Origin of the sequence: Streptomyces sp. NPDC048254 (assembly GCF_043201895.1) — a bacterium.
GTDB lineage: Bacteria > Actinomycetota > Actinomycetes > Streptomycetales > Streptomycetaceae > Streptomyces.
On record NZ_JBICZJ010000016.1, the window covers coordinates 101,265 to 118,615 of the forward strand.

General features: G+C 69.3%; 15 protein-coding genes and 2 pseudogenes. 7 read left to right on the top strand and 10 right to left on the bottom strand.

Annotated elements, in window-relative coordinates:
• The first annotated feature begins 224 nt into the window (after positions 1–224).
• A complete protein-coding gene (locus ACGFZQ_RS36305) occupies positions 225–902 on the top strand; it encodes a TetR/AcrR family transcriptional regulator (protein ID WP_393843935.1) in 678 nt (225 codons plus the stop codon).
• A 99-nt stretch (positions 903–1,001) separates the two neighbouring features.
• Here the strand turns inward: ACGFZQ_RS36305 and ACGFZQ_RS36310 are convergent, their stop codons facing one another.
• Positions 1,002–1,637 (bottom strand): YbaB/EbfC family nucleoid-associated protein, encoded by a 636-nt coding sequence (locus ACGFZQ_RS36310; RefSeq protein WP_393843936.1) that lies wholly within the window; start codon positions 1,635–1,637, stop codon positions 1,002–1,004.
• 739 nt (positions 1,638–2,376) lie between these two features.
• Here ACGFZQ_RS36310 and ACGFZQ_RS36315 point away from each other — a divergent pair.
• Positions 2,377–2,505, top strand: a complete 129-nt coding sequence (locus ACGFZQ_RS36315; protein WP_293989630.1) for a hypothetical protein — start codon at positions 2,377–2,379, stop codon at positions 2,503–2,505.
• A 111-nt stretch (positions 2,506–2,616) separates the two neighbouring features.
• Here the strand turns inward: ACGFZQ_RS36315 and ACGFZQ_RS36320 are convergent, their stop codons facing one another.
• Entirely contained in the window at positions 2,617–2,964 is a 348-nt protein-coding gene (locus ACGFZQ_RS36320) for a hypothetical protein (protein WP_393843937.1), read from the bottom strand.
• Positions 2,965–3,050: 86 nt separating this feature from the next.
• Positions 3,051–3,530: pseudogene (locus ACGFZQ_RS36325) on the bottom strand (glutamate ligase domain-containing protein); the annotation flags it as partial.
• Positions 3,531–3,550: 20 nt separating this feature from the next.
• Here ACGFZQ_RS36325 and ACGFZQ_RS36330 point away from each other — a divergent pair.
• The gene (locus tag ACGFZQ_RS36330; protein ID WP_393843938.1) at positions 3,551–3,799 is read left to right on the top strand and encodes a hypothetical protein; all 249 of its coding nucleotides are present in this window, start codon (positions 3,551–3,553) and stop codon (positions 3,797–3,799) included.
• Positions 3,800–5,344: 1,545 nt separating this feature from the next.
• Here ACGFZQ_RS36330 and ACGFZQ_RS36335 read toward each other — a convergent pair.
• Complete coding sequence (locus ACGFZQ_RS36335) at positions 5,345–7,591, bottom strand: SpoIIE family protein phosphatase (RefSeq protein WP_393843939.1); 2,247 nt, start codon at positions 7,589–7,591, stop codon at positions 5,345–5,347.
• 201 nt (positions 7,592–7,792) lie between these two features.
• Here ACGFZQ_RS36335 and fabG point away from each other — a divergent pair.
• Positions 7,793–8,511, top strand: a pseudogene (gene fabG / locus ACGFZQ_RS36340) (3-oxoacyl-ACP reductase FabG).
• Between the two features lie 300 nt (positions 8,512–8,811).
• On the opposite strand, the gene ACGFZQ_RS36345 reads toward fabG, so the two are convergent.
• Both ACGFZQ_RS36345 and ACGFZQ_RS36350 read right to left on the bottom strand, forming a co-directional pair.
• Positions 8,812–9,201, bottom strand: a complete 390-nt coding sequence (locus ACGFZQ_RS36345) for a hypothetical protein (protein ID WP_293989609.1) — start codon at positions 9,199–9,201, stop codon at positions 8,812–8,814.
• A 72-nt stretch (positions 9,202–9,273) separates the two neighbouring features.
• Positions 9,274–9,822 carry an ester cyclase gene (locus tag ACGFZQ_RS36350; RefSeq protein ID WP_393843940.1) on the bottom strand — a complete coding sequence of 183 codons (549 nt, stop codon included), beginning with the start codon at positions 9,820–9,822 and terminating at the stop codon, positions 9,274–9,276.
• Between the two features lie 165 nt (positions 9,823–9,987).
• Between ACGFZQ_RS36350 and ACGFZQ_RS36355 the strand changes: the two genes are divergently transcribed.
• Positions 9,988–10,599 (top strand): TetR/AcrR family transcriptional regulator, encoded by a 612-nt coding sequence (locus ACGFZQ_RS36355; RefSeq protein WP_393843941.1) that lies wholly within the window; start codon positions 9,988–9,990, stop codon positions 10,597–10,599.
• A gap of 341 nt (positions 10,600–10,940) precedes the next feature.
• Here ACGFZQ_RS36355 and ACGFZQ_RS36360 read toward each other — a convergent pair whose 3' ends face one another.
• Complete coding sequence (locus ACGFZQ_RS36360; RefSeq protein WP_393843942.1) at positions 10,941–11,528, bottom strand: TetR/AcrR family transcriptional regulator; 588 nt, start codon at positions 11,526–11,528, stop codon at positions 10,941–10,943.
• Between the two features lie 186 nt (positions 11,529–11,714).
• Between ACGFZQ_RS36360 and ACGFZQ_RS36365 the strand changes: the two genes are divergently transcribed.
• Both ACGFZQ_RS36365 and ACGFZQ_RS36370 read left to right on the top strand, forming a co-directional pair.
• Positions 11,715–12,344 carry an isochorismatase family cysteine hydrolase gene (locus ACGFZQ_RS36365; protein WP_393843943.1) on the top strand — a complete coding sequence of 210 codons (630 nt, stop codon included), beginning with the start codon at positions 11,715–11,717 and terminating at the stop codon, positions 12,342–12,344.
• 296 nt (positions 12,345–12,640) lie between these two features.
• Complete coding sequence (locus tag ACGFZQ_RS36370) at positions 12,641–13,963, top strand: MFS transporter (RefSeq protein ID WP_393843944.1); 1,323 nt, start codon at positions 12,641–12,643, stop codon at positions 13,961–13,963.
• Positions 13,964–14,363: 400 nt separating this feature from the next.
• On the opposite strand, the gene ACGFZQ_RS36375 is transcribed toward ACGFZQ_RS36370, so the two are convergent.
• The 3 genes from ACGFZQ_RS36375 to ACGFZQ_RS36385 are packed head-to-tail and all read right to left on the bottom strand — an operon-like array spanning position 14,364 to position 17,164.
• The gene (locus ACGFZQ_RS36375; RefSeq protein WP_393843945.1) at positions 14,364–15,080 is read right to left on the bottom strand and encodes an NADPH-dependent F420 reductase; all 717 of its coding nucleotides are present in this window, start codon (positions 15,078–15,080) and stop codon (positions 14,364–14,366) included.
• A gap of 19 nt (positions 15,081–15,099) precedes the next feature.
• Complete coding sequence (locus ACGFZQ_RS36380) at positions 15,100–16,131, bottom strand: LLM class flavin-dependent oxidoreductase (protein ID WP_294011654.1); 1,032 nt, start codon at positions 16,129–16,131, stop codon at positions 15,100–15,102.
• On the bottom strand, positions 16,124–17,164 hold the full coding sequence (locus tag ACGFZQ_RS36385) for an LLM class flavin-dependent oxidoreductase (protein ID WP_393843946.1): 1,041 nt from the start codon (positions 17,162–17,164) through the stop codon (positions 16,124–16,126). The genes ACGFZQ_RS36380 and ACGFZQ_RS36385 overlap by 8 nt, the downstream gene beginning before the upstream one ends.
• Positions 17,165–17,351 lie beyond the last annotated feature (187 nt).

Genomic DNA, 17,351 nt, shown 5'->3' on the forward strand with positions numbered 1-17,351 from the left:
AGGGCGAGTTGGCCAGGGCGCTGGGGTGGGGGAGTGCAAGCCGGCCCCCCGGCGGGTGATTACGCCGTAATCACTGAGGCGCTCAACGAAGTCCCCTCCCCGTCCAGAGGCCATGACTCGCCTCACACGAGCGGAGTGGGGCTTCCCGAGAGTGATCAACTTTGCTTGACTGTGCAAGTAAGAGTCTGGACTCAACTTGCCGCATACAGAGAGGTGACAACAGCATGCCGTCGCTGGGAGCTAACGCCGGGTCGAGTGTGGCAACGGCTGAGGAGGCCGGAACCACAGGAACTGGTACCTGCCGTGTCTCTCGTCCGCGCGCGGATGCCGTGCGAAACCGCGCGCGGATCGTGGCCGTCGCCCGGGATGTGTTTCTGGCCGAGGGTCCCGAAGCCCCGCTGGACGAGGTTGCCAAGCGCGCCGGTATCGGCAATGCCACGCTCTACCGGCACTTCGCCGATCGCCGATCGCTGCTTCAGGCGGTTCTGTTGTTCATCATGTCCCGAACGGCCGAGCACGCGGAGCGAGAAGCGGCGGAGAACACGGATGCCCTGGCCGCTCTGCGCAGGTTCATGCACGACGCCATCGATGAGCGGGTGGGCGTGGTGTGCGGACTGTTGGTCGACACGACCGAGCAGATCTCCGCCGAGCTGGCGGTGTTGTGCGGCCGACTGGAGACCGCGGGGGAGAGGCTGATGGAAAGGGCCCGACGCGATGGCCAGATCCGTACTGATGTCGGACTCCACGAGCTTGTCGTCTCGATGTCCCAACTGGCTCGTCCACTGCCCGGCGTGAGATATCGGGACGCGGACACTCACCGGGGCGTGGACCTGCTCCTCGATGGCCTAAGCGTTTCCGCTCCCGCTGAGGTCGACGGACGAGCAGCACGCTCTGACCGCTGAAATGGGTCCAGCACAGTGGCTTTCTGTCCGTCTGCAGCGCCGCACCCGCAGAAAGCCCTCGAGCGGAGAATCGTTCCTGACGAAGAAACTGACGGACCGTCAGGTGGTGATTGATGGACCGTGAGAGCTGCTGTCGGGTACTCCGTCGAACCAGTTGCTGTCTTCGGATGCCGGTGTGAGGCAAAAGCAATCTGTGGCGACGCAGATCGCGTTGCCCAGCGAGATGACGGCATCACGGAGATCGGTGGGCAGGGGAGCGATGCCGGGACTGGAGCCGGTTCCCATCCGCTCGCAGCAGGCTTCTGGCGGCTGCAGGGCCGACGGCCCGGATCCCAGCGGCGAACCGATCATGCCGGGGCCTTGTTCTGTGCGGGAGGTTGCGGCCCGTGTGCTCGAACCGCTTCCCATCCAACGGCTTTCCACGGTCGGAGGCAGAGCTTCGGCCCATGCTCTGAGAACGTCGATACGGAGGACCGCCTCAGCCTGCGCGGTTGCCAAGGCGTCCAGAACGTCCTTGGCCAGCTCGGAGTCAGGCATGCTCCTGAACCTCCTGTCGACGAAGCGAACGGTGGGCACGGTGCCGTTGATGTCTATGGTGGCCTCCACCACCCCGTCCCTGGACTGAGCGGTCACCGCGAGTGACTCCAGCTGCGCCCGTGCTCTGACGACGGCCTCATACCGTTCGGCGAAGTCGGCGAGAAGTTGTTCCAGGCCGTGGTCCGGTGACGCGTGCATCGTTCTCCTCTGCCGGCATGCCCCACTTGGCGCTGGTCGACACCGGGCCGTGGCGTCAACAGCTGCCCGGTATATGAAGAACACGAAGGGCCATCACGAATAGTTCACGAAAAATCCATGACTGATGGAAAATGGCGACGCGCCGACCGAAGACATGATCACACATTGCGATAGCAAGTACAGGATATGCCATCAGGGAATCCACTTGCTCTAATCGACGGGAAAGTTGATTGAGATCTATTTGCGATCGCGATGGAGGTGTGCTAGGTGAGTGACGATTTGCGTAGCGGTGCGCTTCGGCGGCGTTCCGCGAGGGCGGCCTTGCCGGGAGAGGGCGGTGCAGGCTTGGGAGCATGGCGGTCGCCCTCACTACCGGGGAAGGCGCGAGGACGACCGCCTGTCCCACCGCCGGGGCCAGCCAAATATCCGCGACGGCGGGAGTCTTCACCCGGTACACGAGTGTGAGGGGCGCAGAGGTTCACGCCAGAGGTGTCCATTGGCAGCCGATCGACTCCCGTGGACGGGCCGTATGGCATGTGCGGCCGCGCGGATCAGCAGGGCACCGTCCCGGATCCGCCCGCTGGCCGCGTACGGGTCCGACTATCAGGACCGCGCCGAGTCCCCGGCCGGTCTCAGCCCTCCCCACAGGCGCCGCTGACCTACATGGCGTCCCGGCGGGGCAGGCGTACGTGGCCGGCCGGCCGCGGTCACGGACGACTGCTTCCCGTCCAATGGAGCGATGGTCCTCGGGGCCAAGAAGATGTACACGATCCAGTACGACCAGCGGGTGGCGCTGGATCGGGCCGGGGACGTGTCCGCCACCGCGCAGGCGCCCGAGGGAACATGCACCGCACCCGGAAGCGACTGACGGCACCGCTCTGTCATCCGGGGCCCGGACGGCGCGAAGCCTCTTCGGGGCATCTTCGGATCCGTTCGGCCGGGTCGAGGGGGAGTGGCCGGGGCAGAGTGCCCGGTGGTCTTATGCGCCGAGGCCGTCGAGGGTGTCGAGAAGCGGGACCGGCGTCGTGGTGGCGCCTTGCGGGGCCGCGGCGGCGGCCGATGCCGGCGCAAGAACCATTCCGGCGCCGGTCGCGACGGGCCGCGGGTCGGTCGGGATGCCGTCGGCGGTGACGAGGTGGAGACGGTGCGCCGTGTACGCGCTGGCGAAGCCGAGGAGAACGGCGCCGGTCGCCACGGTCCACCTGACGCGCCGTCGCCTTCTGATCCTGACCTTGCGCAGGCGTCGTTCCTCCGCCCGTGAGCGTCCGGCCGGCCTGTGCGGAGACTCGCCGACGACGGTGAAGTCGGTCAGCTGCTGGTCGTACATGGGTGAGTTCCTCCTCGCGCCGGTGGTGCGATCTTGATGTGCGGGTACCAGACGTTCCGTGACGATGCCGGTGGCGTACGGCCGTATCAGCCCTCGCCGAGGAGCAGCCGGGCCTCGCCGACGGTGATGACGGAGCCGGTGACCAGAACGCCCCCGCCCGTGGGACCGAACTCCTCGCCGGCGCGTGCGACCGCGGTGCCCAGGGCTCCGGCCAGTGCGGGCACCACGCTGACGCGGTTCTTGCCGAAGACGTCGGTGGCGACGGCGGCCAGTTCGCCGGTGTTCATCGCCCGGGCACTGGAGTTGCGAGTGATCACGATCTCGGCGAAGACCGGTTCGAAGGCCTCCAGCAGTCCTCGGACGTCCTTGTCGGCACTGGCGCCGACGACACCGATCAGGCGGCGGCCGCTTCCGAACACCTCGGGGACAGCGGCGGCGGCACGGGCTCCGGCCGGGTTGTGGGCGGCGTCCAGGACGACCATGGGCCATCGGCGTACGACCTCGATCCGGCCCGGGGACGTGACCGAGGCGAAAGCGTCGCGCACGGTCGCGATGTCCAACGGTTCGGATGCCGTCCCCGGCCGGTGTGTCCGTCGCCACCTCCTGCATTTCCCAGAGCCGCGGCATGGCGCCGGTCTTGTCGAAGGCCATCAGGACGAAACGCTCGGTGGCGTCCGACGGCACGTCGGAGGCCTTGAGTCTGCGGAACGATTTCGACAACGTTGTCGGGAGCTGCGTGGCGCTGCTTGCCGACGCGGAACTGCATGACCTCGGGGAAGGGGATGGCGTGGTCCGGCAGGCGCAGTTCCGGGACGCTGACCCGCGACGGGGTTGAACGAGCCTCAGCCGTTTGCCGGGGAACGCGGCGAAGTCGATCACGATGTCGGCGCGTTCCGCGGGGGAGAGGGAGACCGCCTCCTCGATGGTCTGCGATGTGCCAAGCAGACCCATGTCGGCGCCGATCAGCTTCATGACGCCCGGCACGGCCTCGCCGGTCTCCTCGTCGACCACGGCGAGCCGGTAGACGCGGGTGTCCGACGTGTTGACCATGCGGAAGCGGTAGGCGCGGGCCGCCACGTCGAGGTGTGGCCAGACCACTCCGTTGACCAAGGTGAACGGAGCGAGGGTGGACAGCGCGGAAGGCAGCCTGCCGGGTTCGGGCGCGTCGTGCGCGCCGATGATCCTCTTGTAGACGATCTGCCCGTCGAGGCGCCCCTGTGAGTCGGTGTCGAAGTTGACGTCCTGGATCGTCAGCGGGATCTCGTAGGTGCCGTGCGGCAGGCCGAGCCGTGACTCCTGCGCGTCGCCGACGATGTAATTGCCTATCAGGCCGACCGACACGTTGAGCGCGGTCACCGACATGGCGTGATCGTGGTAGAAGAGGTGCGTCACCGCCTGGTCGTTGGCGTATTCCGCCAACTGCCCGTTGCCGGGGCCGACTCCGTACTCGGCGGCCCTGTCGTTGAGGGCGTTCTGGTGGCCGCCGTGCAGGTGCACCGACGTCCAGGCGGTGAGACTGACGATCTCGGGACGTGCGAACGAGCCTGCGGAGCCCGGCCGGTTGTAAGGCAGCAGACCGGGGCCGGGGTCTTCGGGGTGGACCCAGACCGCCTTGACGTGCATGGTTCCTGACCGTTTGTTGTTCCAGGCGACGCGGAACTTGTGTCCGCTGCGCGCCTCGATGGTCGGGCCGGGGAAGTGTCCCCGATAGGTCCACAGACGGGTGGGTGGCATCTGTGAGTGCAGCCGCAGCCTGGCTTCGACCAGGTCGATCTCCGTGACGCCATTGGCGCCGGGTCGCAGCGTGGGCGGGATGCGCAACGGGTCCCTGAACGGGGTCAACGTCGCATGCGTCGGTTCGCTCACCCCGGGCAGGGCGCCGGCCGCCAGTGTGCTGTCGTCCACGGAGTCGTTACCGCGGACGATGCCGGTGCCGGCCACGGCGGCCGTGGTGAAGCAGGCCATGCCCAGAAGGGATCGCCTGGACGTGCCTGTCTGTCATTGTTTGTCCTAGTCGGTGATTGAGGCGCACGAATGCACGTGGGCGGAGGCCGTCACGGCCTCCGGAGGGGGTGCGGAGGGGGTGCGGAGGCGTGTGGACACGAAAGGGCGCCCGGGTGGACACAGGCATGTGCGGAACGGCCGGTACTCGCAGGATCCGCTGGAGCAACCGGTCATGGCCCGCACACCGGCACACGTATCTGGCTTTGCAGGCCGGGCCGGACCGGCTCCGGGTGTAATCGATTACATGTTCCGCGTGATCACACCGGCCGCTCCGGCGCGGCAAGTAGACCATGAAGAGATTGACCATGCAAATATCTACGATGAGGCCGGGCTGAACCGCTGCCCCTGCATTGCCGCCTGGTGAACGTGCCGTTGATTACGAGGAGATGGGCAGGGTGAGTGACACGGTCTTGCCCCGGCCGTTGGGGGAACTGACCCACTCCTCGGCCAGTGTCTGCACGATCAGCATGCCTCGCCCGTGCTCCGCTTCCGCGTTCTCCTCCTCGGCGAGGGCCAGGGGGGACGGAACCGGCGGATTGCTGTCCGAGTCCCGGACCTCCAGCCGGACGCGGTCAGGGAAGGCCCGCAGACGGACGTCCACATCGCTGCCGGCGTGCACGAGCGCGTTGGTGACGATCTCCGAAACGATCAGCTCCAGCGGGTCCGACAGGTCCTCAAGTCCCCACGAGTCGAGATGATCGTGCACGAAGCCGCGCGCGGCCCTGACCCCGCGCAGATCGCGACGCTGAATGTGCAGACCGGCCGTCCGGGGTTCGTTCTGGCCCTGTGCCCCCTCGTACCGCGCGAGCAGCAGGGCGGCGGCGTCGCGGCGCATCTGGGGAGTGCAGAACTCCGCGACGACCGCATCCGCCAGTCGTTCGAGGTCGGGTGCGGATCCGCCGTCGCCGGACCCGAGCAGCTCGCGTGCGCAGTCCTGCGGATCCGCGGAGTACAGGCCGACGAGGCCGTTCGTGTAGAGCATCAGAACCGAACCGGAGCCGATGGCGTGCTCGCGTCCCTGACAAGGGTCGGCCGCGCATACACCCAGGGGCAGGTTGGCCGGTGCGTCAAGGACGCCGATGCTTCCGTCGGGGCGCCGTACCAGGGGAGCGGGGTGACCGGCCAGGGCGACCTCGGCGATGCCGTCCAGGGTGTCCAGCGCGACGACGCAGCAGGTCACCGTCAGGTCGGTGCCCAGGTCGGCAAGGAGTCCGCCGGTGCGGTCGATCACGGTCGTGGGACGGTGGCCCTCGGTGGCGTACGAGGCCACCGCGGTGCGTACCTGCCCCATGACGGCGGCGCTCTCCATGGAGTGACCCTCGACGTCGCCGACGACCATGACGGCGCGGTCGTTCGGCAGTCTGAGTACGTCGTACCAGTCGCCGCCCGCCTTGGAGCGCACGTCGGCGGGCCGGTAGCGCGCCGTGGTCGCCAGCCGCGGCAGGTCAGGGAGCCGGGTCGGCAGAAGGAAGCGTTGCAGACACCGGGCCACCTCCCGCTGCCGGGCGTTCAGCCGGACGCGTTCCACCGCGGCACCCAGCAGACCCGCCATCATGCCGAGCAGGGCGCGTTCCTCGGGCGGGAAACCACGGGGGCCGGAGAAGGAAAGGCAGCAGACGCCGACGACCTGCTTGCTGTCCGTCAGGGGCAGGTCGATGAACTGCCCGTCGCCGACGAGTGGCAGAAAGAGCTCGGTGCGGGCCTCGTCGTCGGCGAGCGGATCGTTGTCCGCCGCCCGCTTCTCATGGACGGACAGCGGACGTCCCTCGAAAGCCTCGGCCGCCGGCGTCCGGGCGTCGAGCCCGGTCCCGTGCAGGTCGCGCACCATGCGCGAGGAGTCACCGCTGTGCCCGAGGACCCACAGCCGGCCCTCCTTGGCGCAGAGCAGCACCAGAGCCCGGGCGTGCAGCGGGGACATGACGCAGTACCGGGCGGCCGCCACGATCTCGTCCGTCGTGGCGGCCCGGTTGAGCAGTTCGGCCAGCCGTCGCAGCGGGTACATCATGCTCGCACCCGTCGATCCGGGGACATCGCGCACCCCCCAGCCCGGGATGAAGGCCTGCGCGTCGATGTCGGCCTCCGGCGGGATCAGCGTCGGCAGAAGACCGGGCGTCAGGCTGATTCCGTCCCCGGCGAGCCTTGCCAGGGCGTCGGCCAGCCGGCTCCCGATGTCCCCGAGCGCGGTGCGCTCGGCGGGGCTGAAGTCGCCGGAGGTTTCCGGACGCAGCACGGTGAGCACACCGAAGCGCCGGTCGTCGGCGGTGACCGGGACGGAGAGGGCGGTGTAGGGGTAGGGCAGTACGTGTCTCCGGTCGGGCCGGGTGGGATTCGGGTCCAGCAGTACGGCCGCTTCCCCTGTCTTCCACGCCTGGACCGAGGCGGATGGCGTGTCCAGCCCCATCCGGCCGGGGAGGGTGAAGCACGAGGGCGTGCTTCCGCCTGCCAGGGCGAGCCGAAGCTCGCCCTCGCCTTCGTCGGGCATGTAGACGCCGGCCGCCACGGCGTTCAGCCCGCGTCTGGCCTCGCGAGCGGCGCAGTACAGGACCTCCGCGAGGTCCGCGCCGTGGATGGCGACGGATGCGCCTCCGCGGTTCGGATCTCTTCCTGGTCTGCTGCTCGTCACGGGACGGCTCCCTCCAGCGCGGCACCGGATGTCGAGAGGAGATCTGTCACCTTTCAGTACGATATGCCATTATTCGGCGGGAGGAGGCTACGCGCGAACCCTGAGTGTGCCGGCCGGCATGCCCGTGGCATCCCCGGTGCATGTATTTGCATGGTCAATGATTGAGTGGTGCCTCTCTGTCGGCGCAGCGAAGGATGCGCGCTGTCCCGTTCAGTCCTCATCACCGGCGGCAACCGCGGGATCGGCCTCGCGGTCGCCCGGGCGTTCGCCGAGGCGGGCGACAAAGTGGCCGTCACCTTCCGCTCCGGTGAGCCGCCGGCGACCTGCTCGACCTCGGTGTGCTGGCCGTACGGTGCGACATCACCGAGCCCGAGCAGGTCGAGCAGGCCTTCAGGGAGGTGGAGGCCGCCCATGGAAACGTGGAGGTACTGGTGGCCAACGCCGGGATCACCAAGGACCAGCTGCTCATGCGGATGACCGAGGAGGACTTCACGAGCGTCATCGACACCAACCTCACCGGTGCCTTCCGGGTGGTCAAGCGCGCCAACCGCGGCATGCTGAGGGCGCGCAGGGGCCGCGTGGTGCTGATCTCGTCCGCCGCAGGTCTGGCGGGTCAGGCCGGTCAGGCGAACTACGCGGCGTCCAAGGCCGCGTTGGTCGGCTTTGCCCGTTCCCTGGCCCGCGAACTGGGCTCCCGCAACATCACTTTCAACGTGGTCGCGCCCGGTCTGACCGAGACGGCGATGAGCGCGGAGTTCACCGACGCGCAGCGAGCGGCTGTGGTGCAGCACATTCCGCTGGGCCGCCTGGCCCGGCCGGAGGAGATCGCCGCCGCCGTCGCGTTCGTCGCCTCCGAGACCGCCGGCTACATCACCGGTGCGGTCATCCCCGTCGACGGCGGTGTGGGAATGGGGCATTGACACCCCGCCGGCTCGCGGCCGGCGCGGGGGAGACCCGAGGCCGTCCCCCGGGAACAGCGGTCGTCCATGCCGGCGCAGCCTTCGGGTCTCGCGGTGTTCCTGTGCCGCCGGGCGGATGGAGGCGTTGTGGGGACCGGGCAGTGCCCGGTACCGAGGCCCGTGGACGGTGCTGTCGGCCGACGCCGGAGCGACTTCGCCCAGCTTGTGACGCACCGAATCGGTACGTCACAAGCGGGCGATCCTCGCGTCCCAACCGGCACGACCCTCGACCCTGCGAGCCTGTGGGGTCGGAGCACCGCGTCACGCCTGGGCGGGTCCTTCGCCGCCGAGCAGGCCGGCCTCGGTGAACGTCTTCACGAGGTGCTGGTGGTCGGCGACCCGGGTGAGCTGGAGCAGTTCGGTCTCGGCGGTCATGTAGGGCCGGTGGCCGGGCTTGATGTAGAAGGCGTCCCCGGCCTTCAGGAACTCTTCGCTGCCGTCCGCGTACTCGACCCGGACTTCACCGCGGAAGAGGTAGCCCCAGTGCTCGACGGGGCAGGCGCGGTCGGGGAACGCGGTGAGCAGGTCGTCCATGCTGTAGCCGTTCGCGCAGGTCTCGAAGGCGTAGTGCATGTCGCCCAGTTCCGCCCACTTGCCCGTGTATCCCGGGGTCTCGACGGTGGCCGGCGCGTCGTTCTTGTTGATGTGCATGTGCCTCGGTTTTCCTGCGGGAATCAGTGGTCCTGTACGTCCGGGGCGCAGGCGGATGCGCCCCGGTTCTGCCTACACCTGCGCGGCCGCTGCCGCCGCCTGCGCGCTCACGTGGGTGGCGGCGCGACTGGCTCGTCCGGTCAGCCGCCAGGAGATCATGCTGAGCATGCCGGAGGGGGTCGGGGGGAACACACCGAGCTGGCCGAGCATGGTGACGTCGTCACGCACCGCCTCGTGTGTGACGACCTTGCCGTCACGGAGGCCGAGCACATGTATCTGCTCGAAGTCGATCTCGCGCCCGGTGGGGGGCACGGCCTGGTCGAGCGCGCCGTCCTTGAAGCGGACGAAGGCCCCGGTGTGCCGGCCCTGCATGCGAAGCCGCACCCAGACCTGGTCGCTGTCGTGTATGACTCCGAGGACGGCGAAACGCAGGTCGCTGAACGCGGAGCGCATCCAGGCGCTGGAGGCGAGGACCCCGGCGGGCCCGGGAGTTGAGCAGGCCGTCGGCGAGGCGGCGGCCTCGCGGTTGCGGAAGTCCCGGTGGACCACCTCGACGGCCAGTGTGGGATCCCCTGTCTCAAGGATGCGGAAGAGGCCGCGGCCCGGTTCCGATGCGTCCATTGCCATGGTGGTGATGCCTTTCTGGGCAGTGCCGCTCGGCGCTGTGAACGTTCGGGAACCGGGGGTCCGTCCGGTTGCGGTCGGTGCCGACATCGGCACGAGACCGGGCACAGCGCCATTCGAGTAACAGGATACCTAATGAATTCATGCTGATAGCATCGATCTATGTCGTCGAAACGTCCCTATGTGTCCCCGTTGCGTGAGCGGGGCGCGATCCGCACACGGGAGCTGATCCTTCGTCATGCCACGGAACAGTTCGCGGAACGGGGCTACGGACGAGTGACGGTGGCCGACATCGCCTCGGCCGCCGGGGTCGCCTCGAAGACCGTGTTCTCGAGCGTCGGCAGCAAGAGCGACATCCTGAACGAGATCATCGACCAGGGCGTGGCCGCCTCGGGCTACGAGCAGGCGACGCAGGGCGTACTCGCCCTGCGAACGCCGCGGGAGGTCCTCGCGGCGCTGGCCCACGGAACGCGTCTGGGTAATGAAAGCCAGTTCGCCGTGCACGAGGCGATCCACAAGGCACTTCCTGTCCACGAGGACGGAGAGGCCCTGTGGGAGCGGGCGACCGCCGCCTACCGGGACGCGCTGCAGGCCGTCGCCGGCCATCTGCACACGCTGGATCCGGAGCCCTCGTGTCCGGTCGAGGAGACGGCCGATCTGCTGTGGTACTGGTTCGGCCCTCCGGGCTGGCGCACCCTGGTGGTGGAGAGCGGCTGGACGTGGGGCCGCGCCGAGGACGTCCTGTGCCGGATCGCCGTCGCGGCACTCCTCTGACACGGCTCCCGTGCCGCGGCACGTGCGGTTCGCGCGGCGCGGGGACGGCCGGGCGCGGCCGCGCCGCCGGGGAAGCGGGTCGGACGAGCCGGGCGGCGACTCCGCCGGCAACCGGGGGATCACGTGAGCCCCGAGGACACGGCCAGGGAAGGCATTCCCCGGCCGACGTGCCGACCGTCGCCGGACGTCGAGGTGCCGTCGCGCGTTGCCCGGTGTGCCGCGACGGTGCCTGCCAGGGGGTCGCAGGCCGTTCCGCTGTCACGGCGGGCCGGGGAGAGGCCGTAGGCCCCGGGTCCTGGTTGCCGTCTCCGGCCGAGCCTGGGGGCGCCGAGGCCTTGTCGTCAGGCGAGGACCGGCGACGCCTGCGCCCCGCGCTGCTTCAGGCGTTCGGCGACGGTCTCCAGGAGTTCCTCGGAGAAGTCCTGGTCGGCGACGGCGCGGGACATGAGCATGGCGCCGACGAGTGCGCTGAGGGTGAGCATGGCTTCGGCGCGGGCGTCCTCGGAGTCGTCGAGGCCTTCGATGAGCTCCAGGTAGGTGCGTACCTGGAGCTCGTAAGCGTCCTTGAACTGGGAGTCGTCGCGTCCCGCGGAGGCGCCGAGGGAGACGAGCGCGCATCCGGTGGCCGGTGCGTCCCGGTGCCGTTTGGTGAGGTAGGCGTCGATGAGACCCGCGCGCGCATCCTGCTCGTTCTTGTTCGCGGCGCGCTCCATCTTGGCGGTGCCTTCGGCGAGTGCGACGGCCGCGGCCTGTGCGATCAGGTCGTCGCGTGAGGCGAAGTGCTTGTAGAAGCCGCCGTGGGTGAGCCCGGCCTCGTTCATGAGCTCCGCGATGCCGAGACGCGTGACGCCTTCGGTGCGGACCTTGCGTGATGCGAGCTGCAGGACGCGTGCGCGGGTCGCCGCCTTCTCCACCTGCGAGTGGCCCATGTCCGTGCCTGCCTTCCGCGGGGCGGCGCCGTGGGAGCACCGCGCAACTGGATGACTTTCATCATACACCCTTGTCTGAAATGGGAGGAAAGCCACTTGGGTTTGACTCTCAGGATGATGGGCGTAATCTTCGATGTGGATGGCGGTAGTCATCCAGATTGGACATTCAGATTCGGAGTGGAACCCATGCCCCCCATCTTTGACCCTCGTCGTACGGCTGTTCTGCTGGTCGATCCGTTCAACGACTTCCTGTCGGAGGGCGGGAAGATCTGGCCGCGGCTGGCTCCGGTGGCCGAGGAGGTCGGTCTCCTGGAGCATCTGCGTGCCGTCGTGGGCTCGGCCCGTGAGGCGGGTGTCCGTGTGGTCTTCGTCCCGCACCGCCGCTGGGAGGAGGGGGACTACGAGGGCTGGGACCACGCCAACCCCACGCAGCTGAGCATCATGGAGCGTCACAGCTTCGCCCGTGGTACCTGGGGCGGCGAGTTCCACCCCGACTTCCAGCCGCAGCCGGGTGAGATCGTCGTTCAGGAGCACTGGGCGCAGAGCGGTTTCGCCAACACCGACCTGGACTTCCAGCTCAAGCAGCATGGCATCAGCCATGTCGTGCCGGTCGGTCTGCTCGCCAACACGTGCATCGAGTCCACCGGGCGTTACGCCATGGAACTGGGCTACCACGTCACCCTGGTCCGCGACGCCACCGCCGCCTTCCTCCCCGAGATGATGCACGCGGCCCACGACCTCAACGGCCCCACCTACGCCCACACCATCACCACCACCACCGAACTCACCACCGCATTCGAGGGAGCCCGCGCATGACACCCGCAGGCGGACGCGGCGAACGCGGCCGAGTCCGCCTGCACCCTCGCGGAACCGGCAGCCAGAGGACGCGACGTCCGTCCCGCCGGTAAGACCTGCGACAAGTTGCAGCCCACCGAGCCGACCGAGCCACGGGCGCACCCACCAGCCGCGTGCCCGGCGATGTCGCCGGGCACGCGCCGGATCCGGCCAGGGGCCGCGCGAGACGGCGCTTCGCGTGGACCGCTGCCGCGGTGCCCGAGCATCCGGCGGCCTCATCGCCCGCCGCGCCTGTGACCCATGCACACGAGGAATCCATGACCCGCGAAGCCACCACCCGCCCGGGCGTGAAACGGGGGACCATCCCCGTCTTCGCCACGGCTACTGCGATCACCGTGTCCAACATCTACTTCACCCAGCCGCTCCTCGACGAGATCGCCCGGGGCTTCCACACCTCGGCGTCGACCGCCGGACTGGTCGCCACGACGGGCCAGATCGGCTACGCGCTGGGCATCGTCGCCATCGTGCCGCTCGCCGACGGCGCCCGGCTTCGGCGGCTGGCCGGTGTGCTGCTGGTGATCACCGCCGTGGCGCTGCTCGCGGGAGCCGCCGCCCCCTCCGTGGCGCTGCTGAGCATCGCCACCCTCATCCTCTCCGCCACCACCGTGCTTCCGCAGGTCATCATGCCGACCGTCGTCTCCATGGCGGCCCCCGGCAACGCCGGCCGGGTCCTCGGAGCGGTGGGAACCGGCCTGACCATGGGAGCCCTCCTCTCGCGCACCGCCGCCGGCCTGATCACCGAGGCCGCCGGAACCTGGCGGGCCGGATACGCCGTCGCCGCCGTGGTCACCGGTGGGCTGCTCCTGGTGCTGCCGCGGTTCATGCCCGCCGACGCTCCCGCACCGGCCGCGGCACAGCGAAGCTACTTCCGTCTGCTGGCCTCGCTCCCCAAGCTCATCACCGAGCACGCGCCGCTGCGGCTCTCGGCCGCGCTGGGAGCGACGGTCTTCGCCGCCTTCTCCGCCTTCTGGTCCTCGCTCGCCTTCCACCTCACGGCTGCCCCGATCTCGCTGGGGCCCTCGGTGATCGGCCTCTTCGGCCTGTTCAGCGTGCCCGGAGCGCTGGCCGCCCGCTACTCGGGGCGGCTTGCCGACCGCTGGGGTACGCCGAAGGTCAACGCCCTGTCCCTGGGATCGGTGCTGCTCGCCTTCGTCCTGTTCGGGTTCGCCGGCCAGTCGTTGGTCGCCCTCGCCGTCGGCTGCAACCTGCTCGGCTACGGAACCACCAGCGGCCAGATCGCCAACCAGGCACGCATCTTCGCCGCCCGGTCCGCGAACAAGGCCAGTCTGAACACCGTCTACATCTTCGCGGTGTTCGCGGGCGGCGCCGTCGGATCCGCCGTCGCCGGCGCGATGTTCACCGCGCACGGGTGGGCGGGCGTGGTGGCCACAGGACTGGGCTTCGTGCTGCTCGCGGGCATCGCTCTCGTCTGGTCCGCCGTCAGCGGCGGCCGAACCTCGGTCGGCAAGGCCGAAGATACGGCCGAGACGTCCGACGCGGTCGATACACCGGGCGCGCCCGACTGGGCCGACACGCCCGGCACGGCCGACATGGCTGTCACCGCGGGCACCGGCCGGTAGGACCGGCGCGCGGACGGGACGGCCCCCGGACCAGGAGCGGCTGCCCACATCACCATGGATCCCCGGCCGTTCGATCAGCACGGCGGGCACCAGTTGGCGGCGCGGATGGCCATCGAAGCCTTCCGGGCGGCGGGCGATGTGCGCGCCTCCCCGTTATGTTTTCCGCGGTCCTGCAAGAGGGCCGCTGGCCTCCGGGTCCGGCATGACTGTGTCCGAGGTCCCCGACGACTTCGTGGTCGGGGCGGACGGGCTGTGGCGTCTGATCGACGGACAGCTGACCAGCCCCGAATAGACGCCCGTGGCGCGGCCCCGCGCCCCGCGGCCCCGCGCCACGGGGCCCCGCGCCACGGGGCCGCGGGCCCTGGAGAACCCGTGGGCGGAACGGTCCCCCTGGCCTTCCCTAGGCCGCGTCCGCCGGCGGGGTCACCGCTGCGGCGCGGGCCCGCCCGACTGCTCGGCCGCGTTGGGAAGCGGGGAAGCGGCCGACCATGGACCGTAGTTCGCGGGCGCCGACGTTCGCTCCGAAGGGCTCGGTGCCCGGTTCGAGGGTCACGCCTTCGGCAAGCCGGCCGACGATGACCGGATCGAAGCCGAGGGTGTTCACCAGGTGAGCGACCGCGGCCCGGTCGAACGGGTCGTCCCCGGCGATGGCTATCGCCTTGCGGTCGGGGGCACCGGCGGGCCGGGCCTCGTCCTCGAGGTCGTGGTAGCCCATGTGGTTGAAGGCCTTGACCACCCGGGACCTCGGGAGGAACGCCTGGACGATCTCGCTGCTGGAGGTGTGCGGATCGGTGAGGTCGTCGCGTACCCCGTCGACCTCCCACCAGTAGTTCATGGCGTCGACGACCAGTTCGCCGTGCAGTTCCTCGACCGGGATCCCGCGGTACTTGCCCAGGGGAAGCGCCAGGATCACCAGGTCGGCCAAGGACGCCGCCTCGGCGGCGGCGACCGGGACCGCGCCGGGTGCGAGGACCTCGACGGTGAGGGAGATGTTCTCTGGCGCCCCCGACCCGGCGATCAGCACGCGAAGGCCTGCCGACAGGGCCAGCCGCGCCAGTACGGTGCCCACTTTCCCGGCACCCAGGATGCCTATGGTGCGGATGCCGTGTGCTTCCATTACGTTTCCCTTCACGTCGTCAGCCGGCCAGGATGTCCCGGACCATGGGGATCACCTTCGTGCCGTAGAGCTCGACCGCGCGCAGGCGGGCGCCGACCGGCTGCGGGCCGGCGGTGTACAGAAGGTCGAACCTGCCGACACCGAGTCCCTTCACCGCGCCGGCGATTCTGCGTGCCACCGTCTCGGGCGAGCCGATGTACAGGGAGCCGTGCTCGATCTCGGCCTCGAATTCCTCCCGGCGTACCGGTGCCCAGCCACGCTGTGCACCGATGCGGTCACGCATGAGCCGGTAGCCGGGCCAGAACACCTCCCGGGCCTCTTCGTCGGTGTCGGCGACGAACCCGGGGGAGTGCATGCCCACCGGATGCGCGGTGGTGCCGAACTTCTCCGCCGCGCGCCGGTAGAGGTCCGTGTACGGCAGGAAGCGTTCGTAGGAGCCGCCGATGACGGCGAGCATGAGCGGGAGGCCGTAGCGGGCGGTGCGGATGACCGACTGCGGTGAGCCGCCGACTCCCACCCAGGTGGTCAGCCGCCCCGATTCGGTGGTCGGGAAGACCTCGGTGTTCTCCAGAGGCGCGCGCAGGGTGCCCGACCAGGTGACGGGCTTCTCCTCCAGCAGCCTCGCGAACAGCTCGATCTTCTCCTCGAACAAGGTGTCGTAGTCGCTCAGCTCGTACCCGAACAGCGGGAAGGACTCGGTGAACGAGCCACGTCCGAGGATGACCTCGGCCCGCCCGCCGGAGAGCGCGTCGACCGTCGCGAAGCGCTGGAACACCCGCACGGGGTCGTCGGAGCTGAGTACGGTCACACCGGAGGACAGGCGGATGCGGTCGGTGCGTGTGGCGATGCCGGCGAGAACGGTCTCCGGGGACGACACCGAGTACTCGGAACGGTGGTGCTCGCCCAGCGCGATGACGTCGACGCCGGTCTCGTCCGCGAGGACGGCCTCGGCGACGACCTGCCGTATCGCCCTCGCGTGGGAGACCGGGGCGCCCGAGTCGTCCTGGGGCACGTCGCCGAAGGTGTCCAGGCCGAAAACGATGTCATGCATGGGTGGTCTCCTTGGCGAGCAGTTCCCTGACCCGCGGGGCGACTTCGCGGCCCAGCAGCTCGATCGTGCGGGCCCGGGCCCGGCGAGGCAGGTGCATGATGTCGTACTTGAGGTCGAAGCGGCTCAGGTGCAGGTCGCGGGCGGTCCGCGCGATCTTCTGGGCGACGGTCTCCGGCGAACCGACGAACAGCGCGCCGTGGTCGAGCTCCGCCTTGTAGCGTTCTCGGGTCGGCTTGTAGAAGCCGCGCTCCTCGGCGGCCCGGGCCACGACCGGCTGCCAGTACTCCCACCAGGTCTCAGCCGCCTCCTCGTCGGTGTCGGCGACCAGGCCCAGAGAGTGCTGGCCGATCGGCTGCGGCTCGTGCCCGGCCTGTTGCAGGGCCTCACGGTAGAGGGTGACGAGACCGGCGAAGCGCTGCGGGCGACCGCCGATGATGGCCATCATCATGGGCAGTCCGTAGCCGGCGGCACGGATCACGGAGTGCGGGCTGCCGCCCACGCCGATCCAGGTGGGGATCCCCCCGTCGCGCATCCGGGGACGCGGTTGCTGTTCGGTGAGCGGTGCCCGGAACGCCCCGGACCACGTCACCGACTCCTCCCGCTGGAGGCGCATGAAGAGTTCGAGCTTCTCCTCGAACAGTTCCTCGTAGTCGGCGAGGTCGTAGCCGAACAGCGGGAAGGACTCGGTGGCCGAGGCCCGGCCGAGGACGAGCTGGGCCCGGCCGTTCGACACGGCGTCCAGGGTGGAGAAGTCGTGGTAGAGCCGCACGGGGTCGTTGGTGCTCAGGACGGTCACCGACGTTCCGAGGCGAATGCGGCGGGTGGCGGTGGCGATGGCCGAGAGCAGCACGGGAGCGGCACTGTCGACATGGCCGGGCCGGTAGTGCTCGCCGATGCTGAAGACGTCCAGGCCGCTGGACTCGGCGAGGACGGCCTCCTCGACGAGCAGCCGGACGGTCTCGGCGTCCCCGAGCGTGCGGCCGTCGTCCGTGGCGACCTCGCCGAACGAGTTGAGGCCAATTTCGAAGGTCATGGTCTCCTCCACCGCTGATTCCACAGGGCGCCTGGTCTCGAAGTTATTGATTGACGCAACAAGTATCTTGAGACATGCTTGATGTGTCAATTGATGGGTTGCGAGCGGCGGTGACGTGCGCCGTAGCCCGGCGATGGCCATGCATCCGCCCCCGTTGGCGCATCGATCATAGATCATGTATTTGATT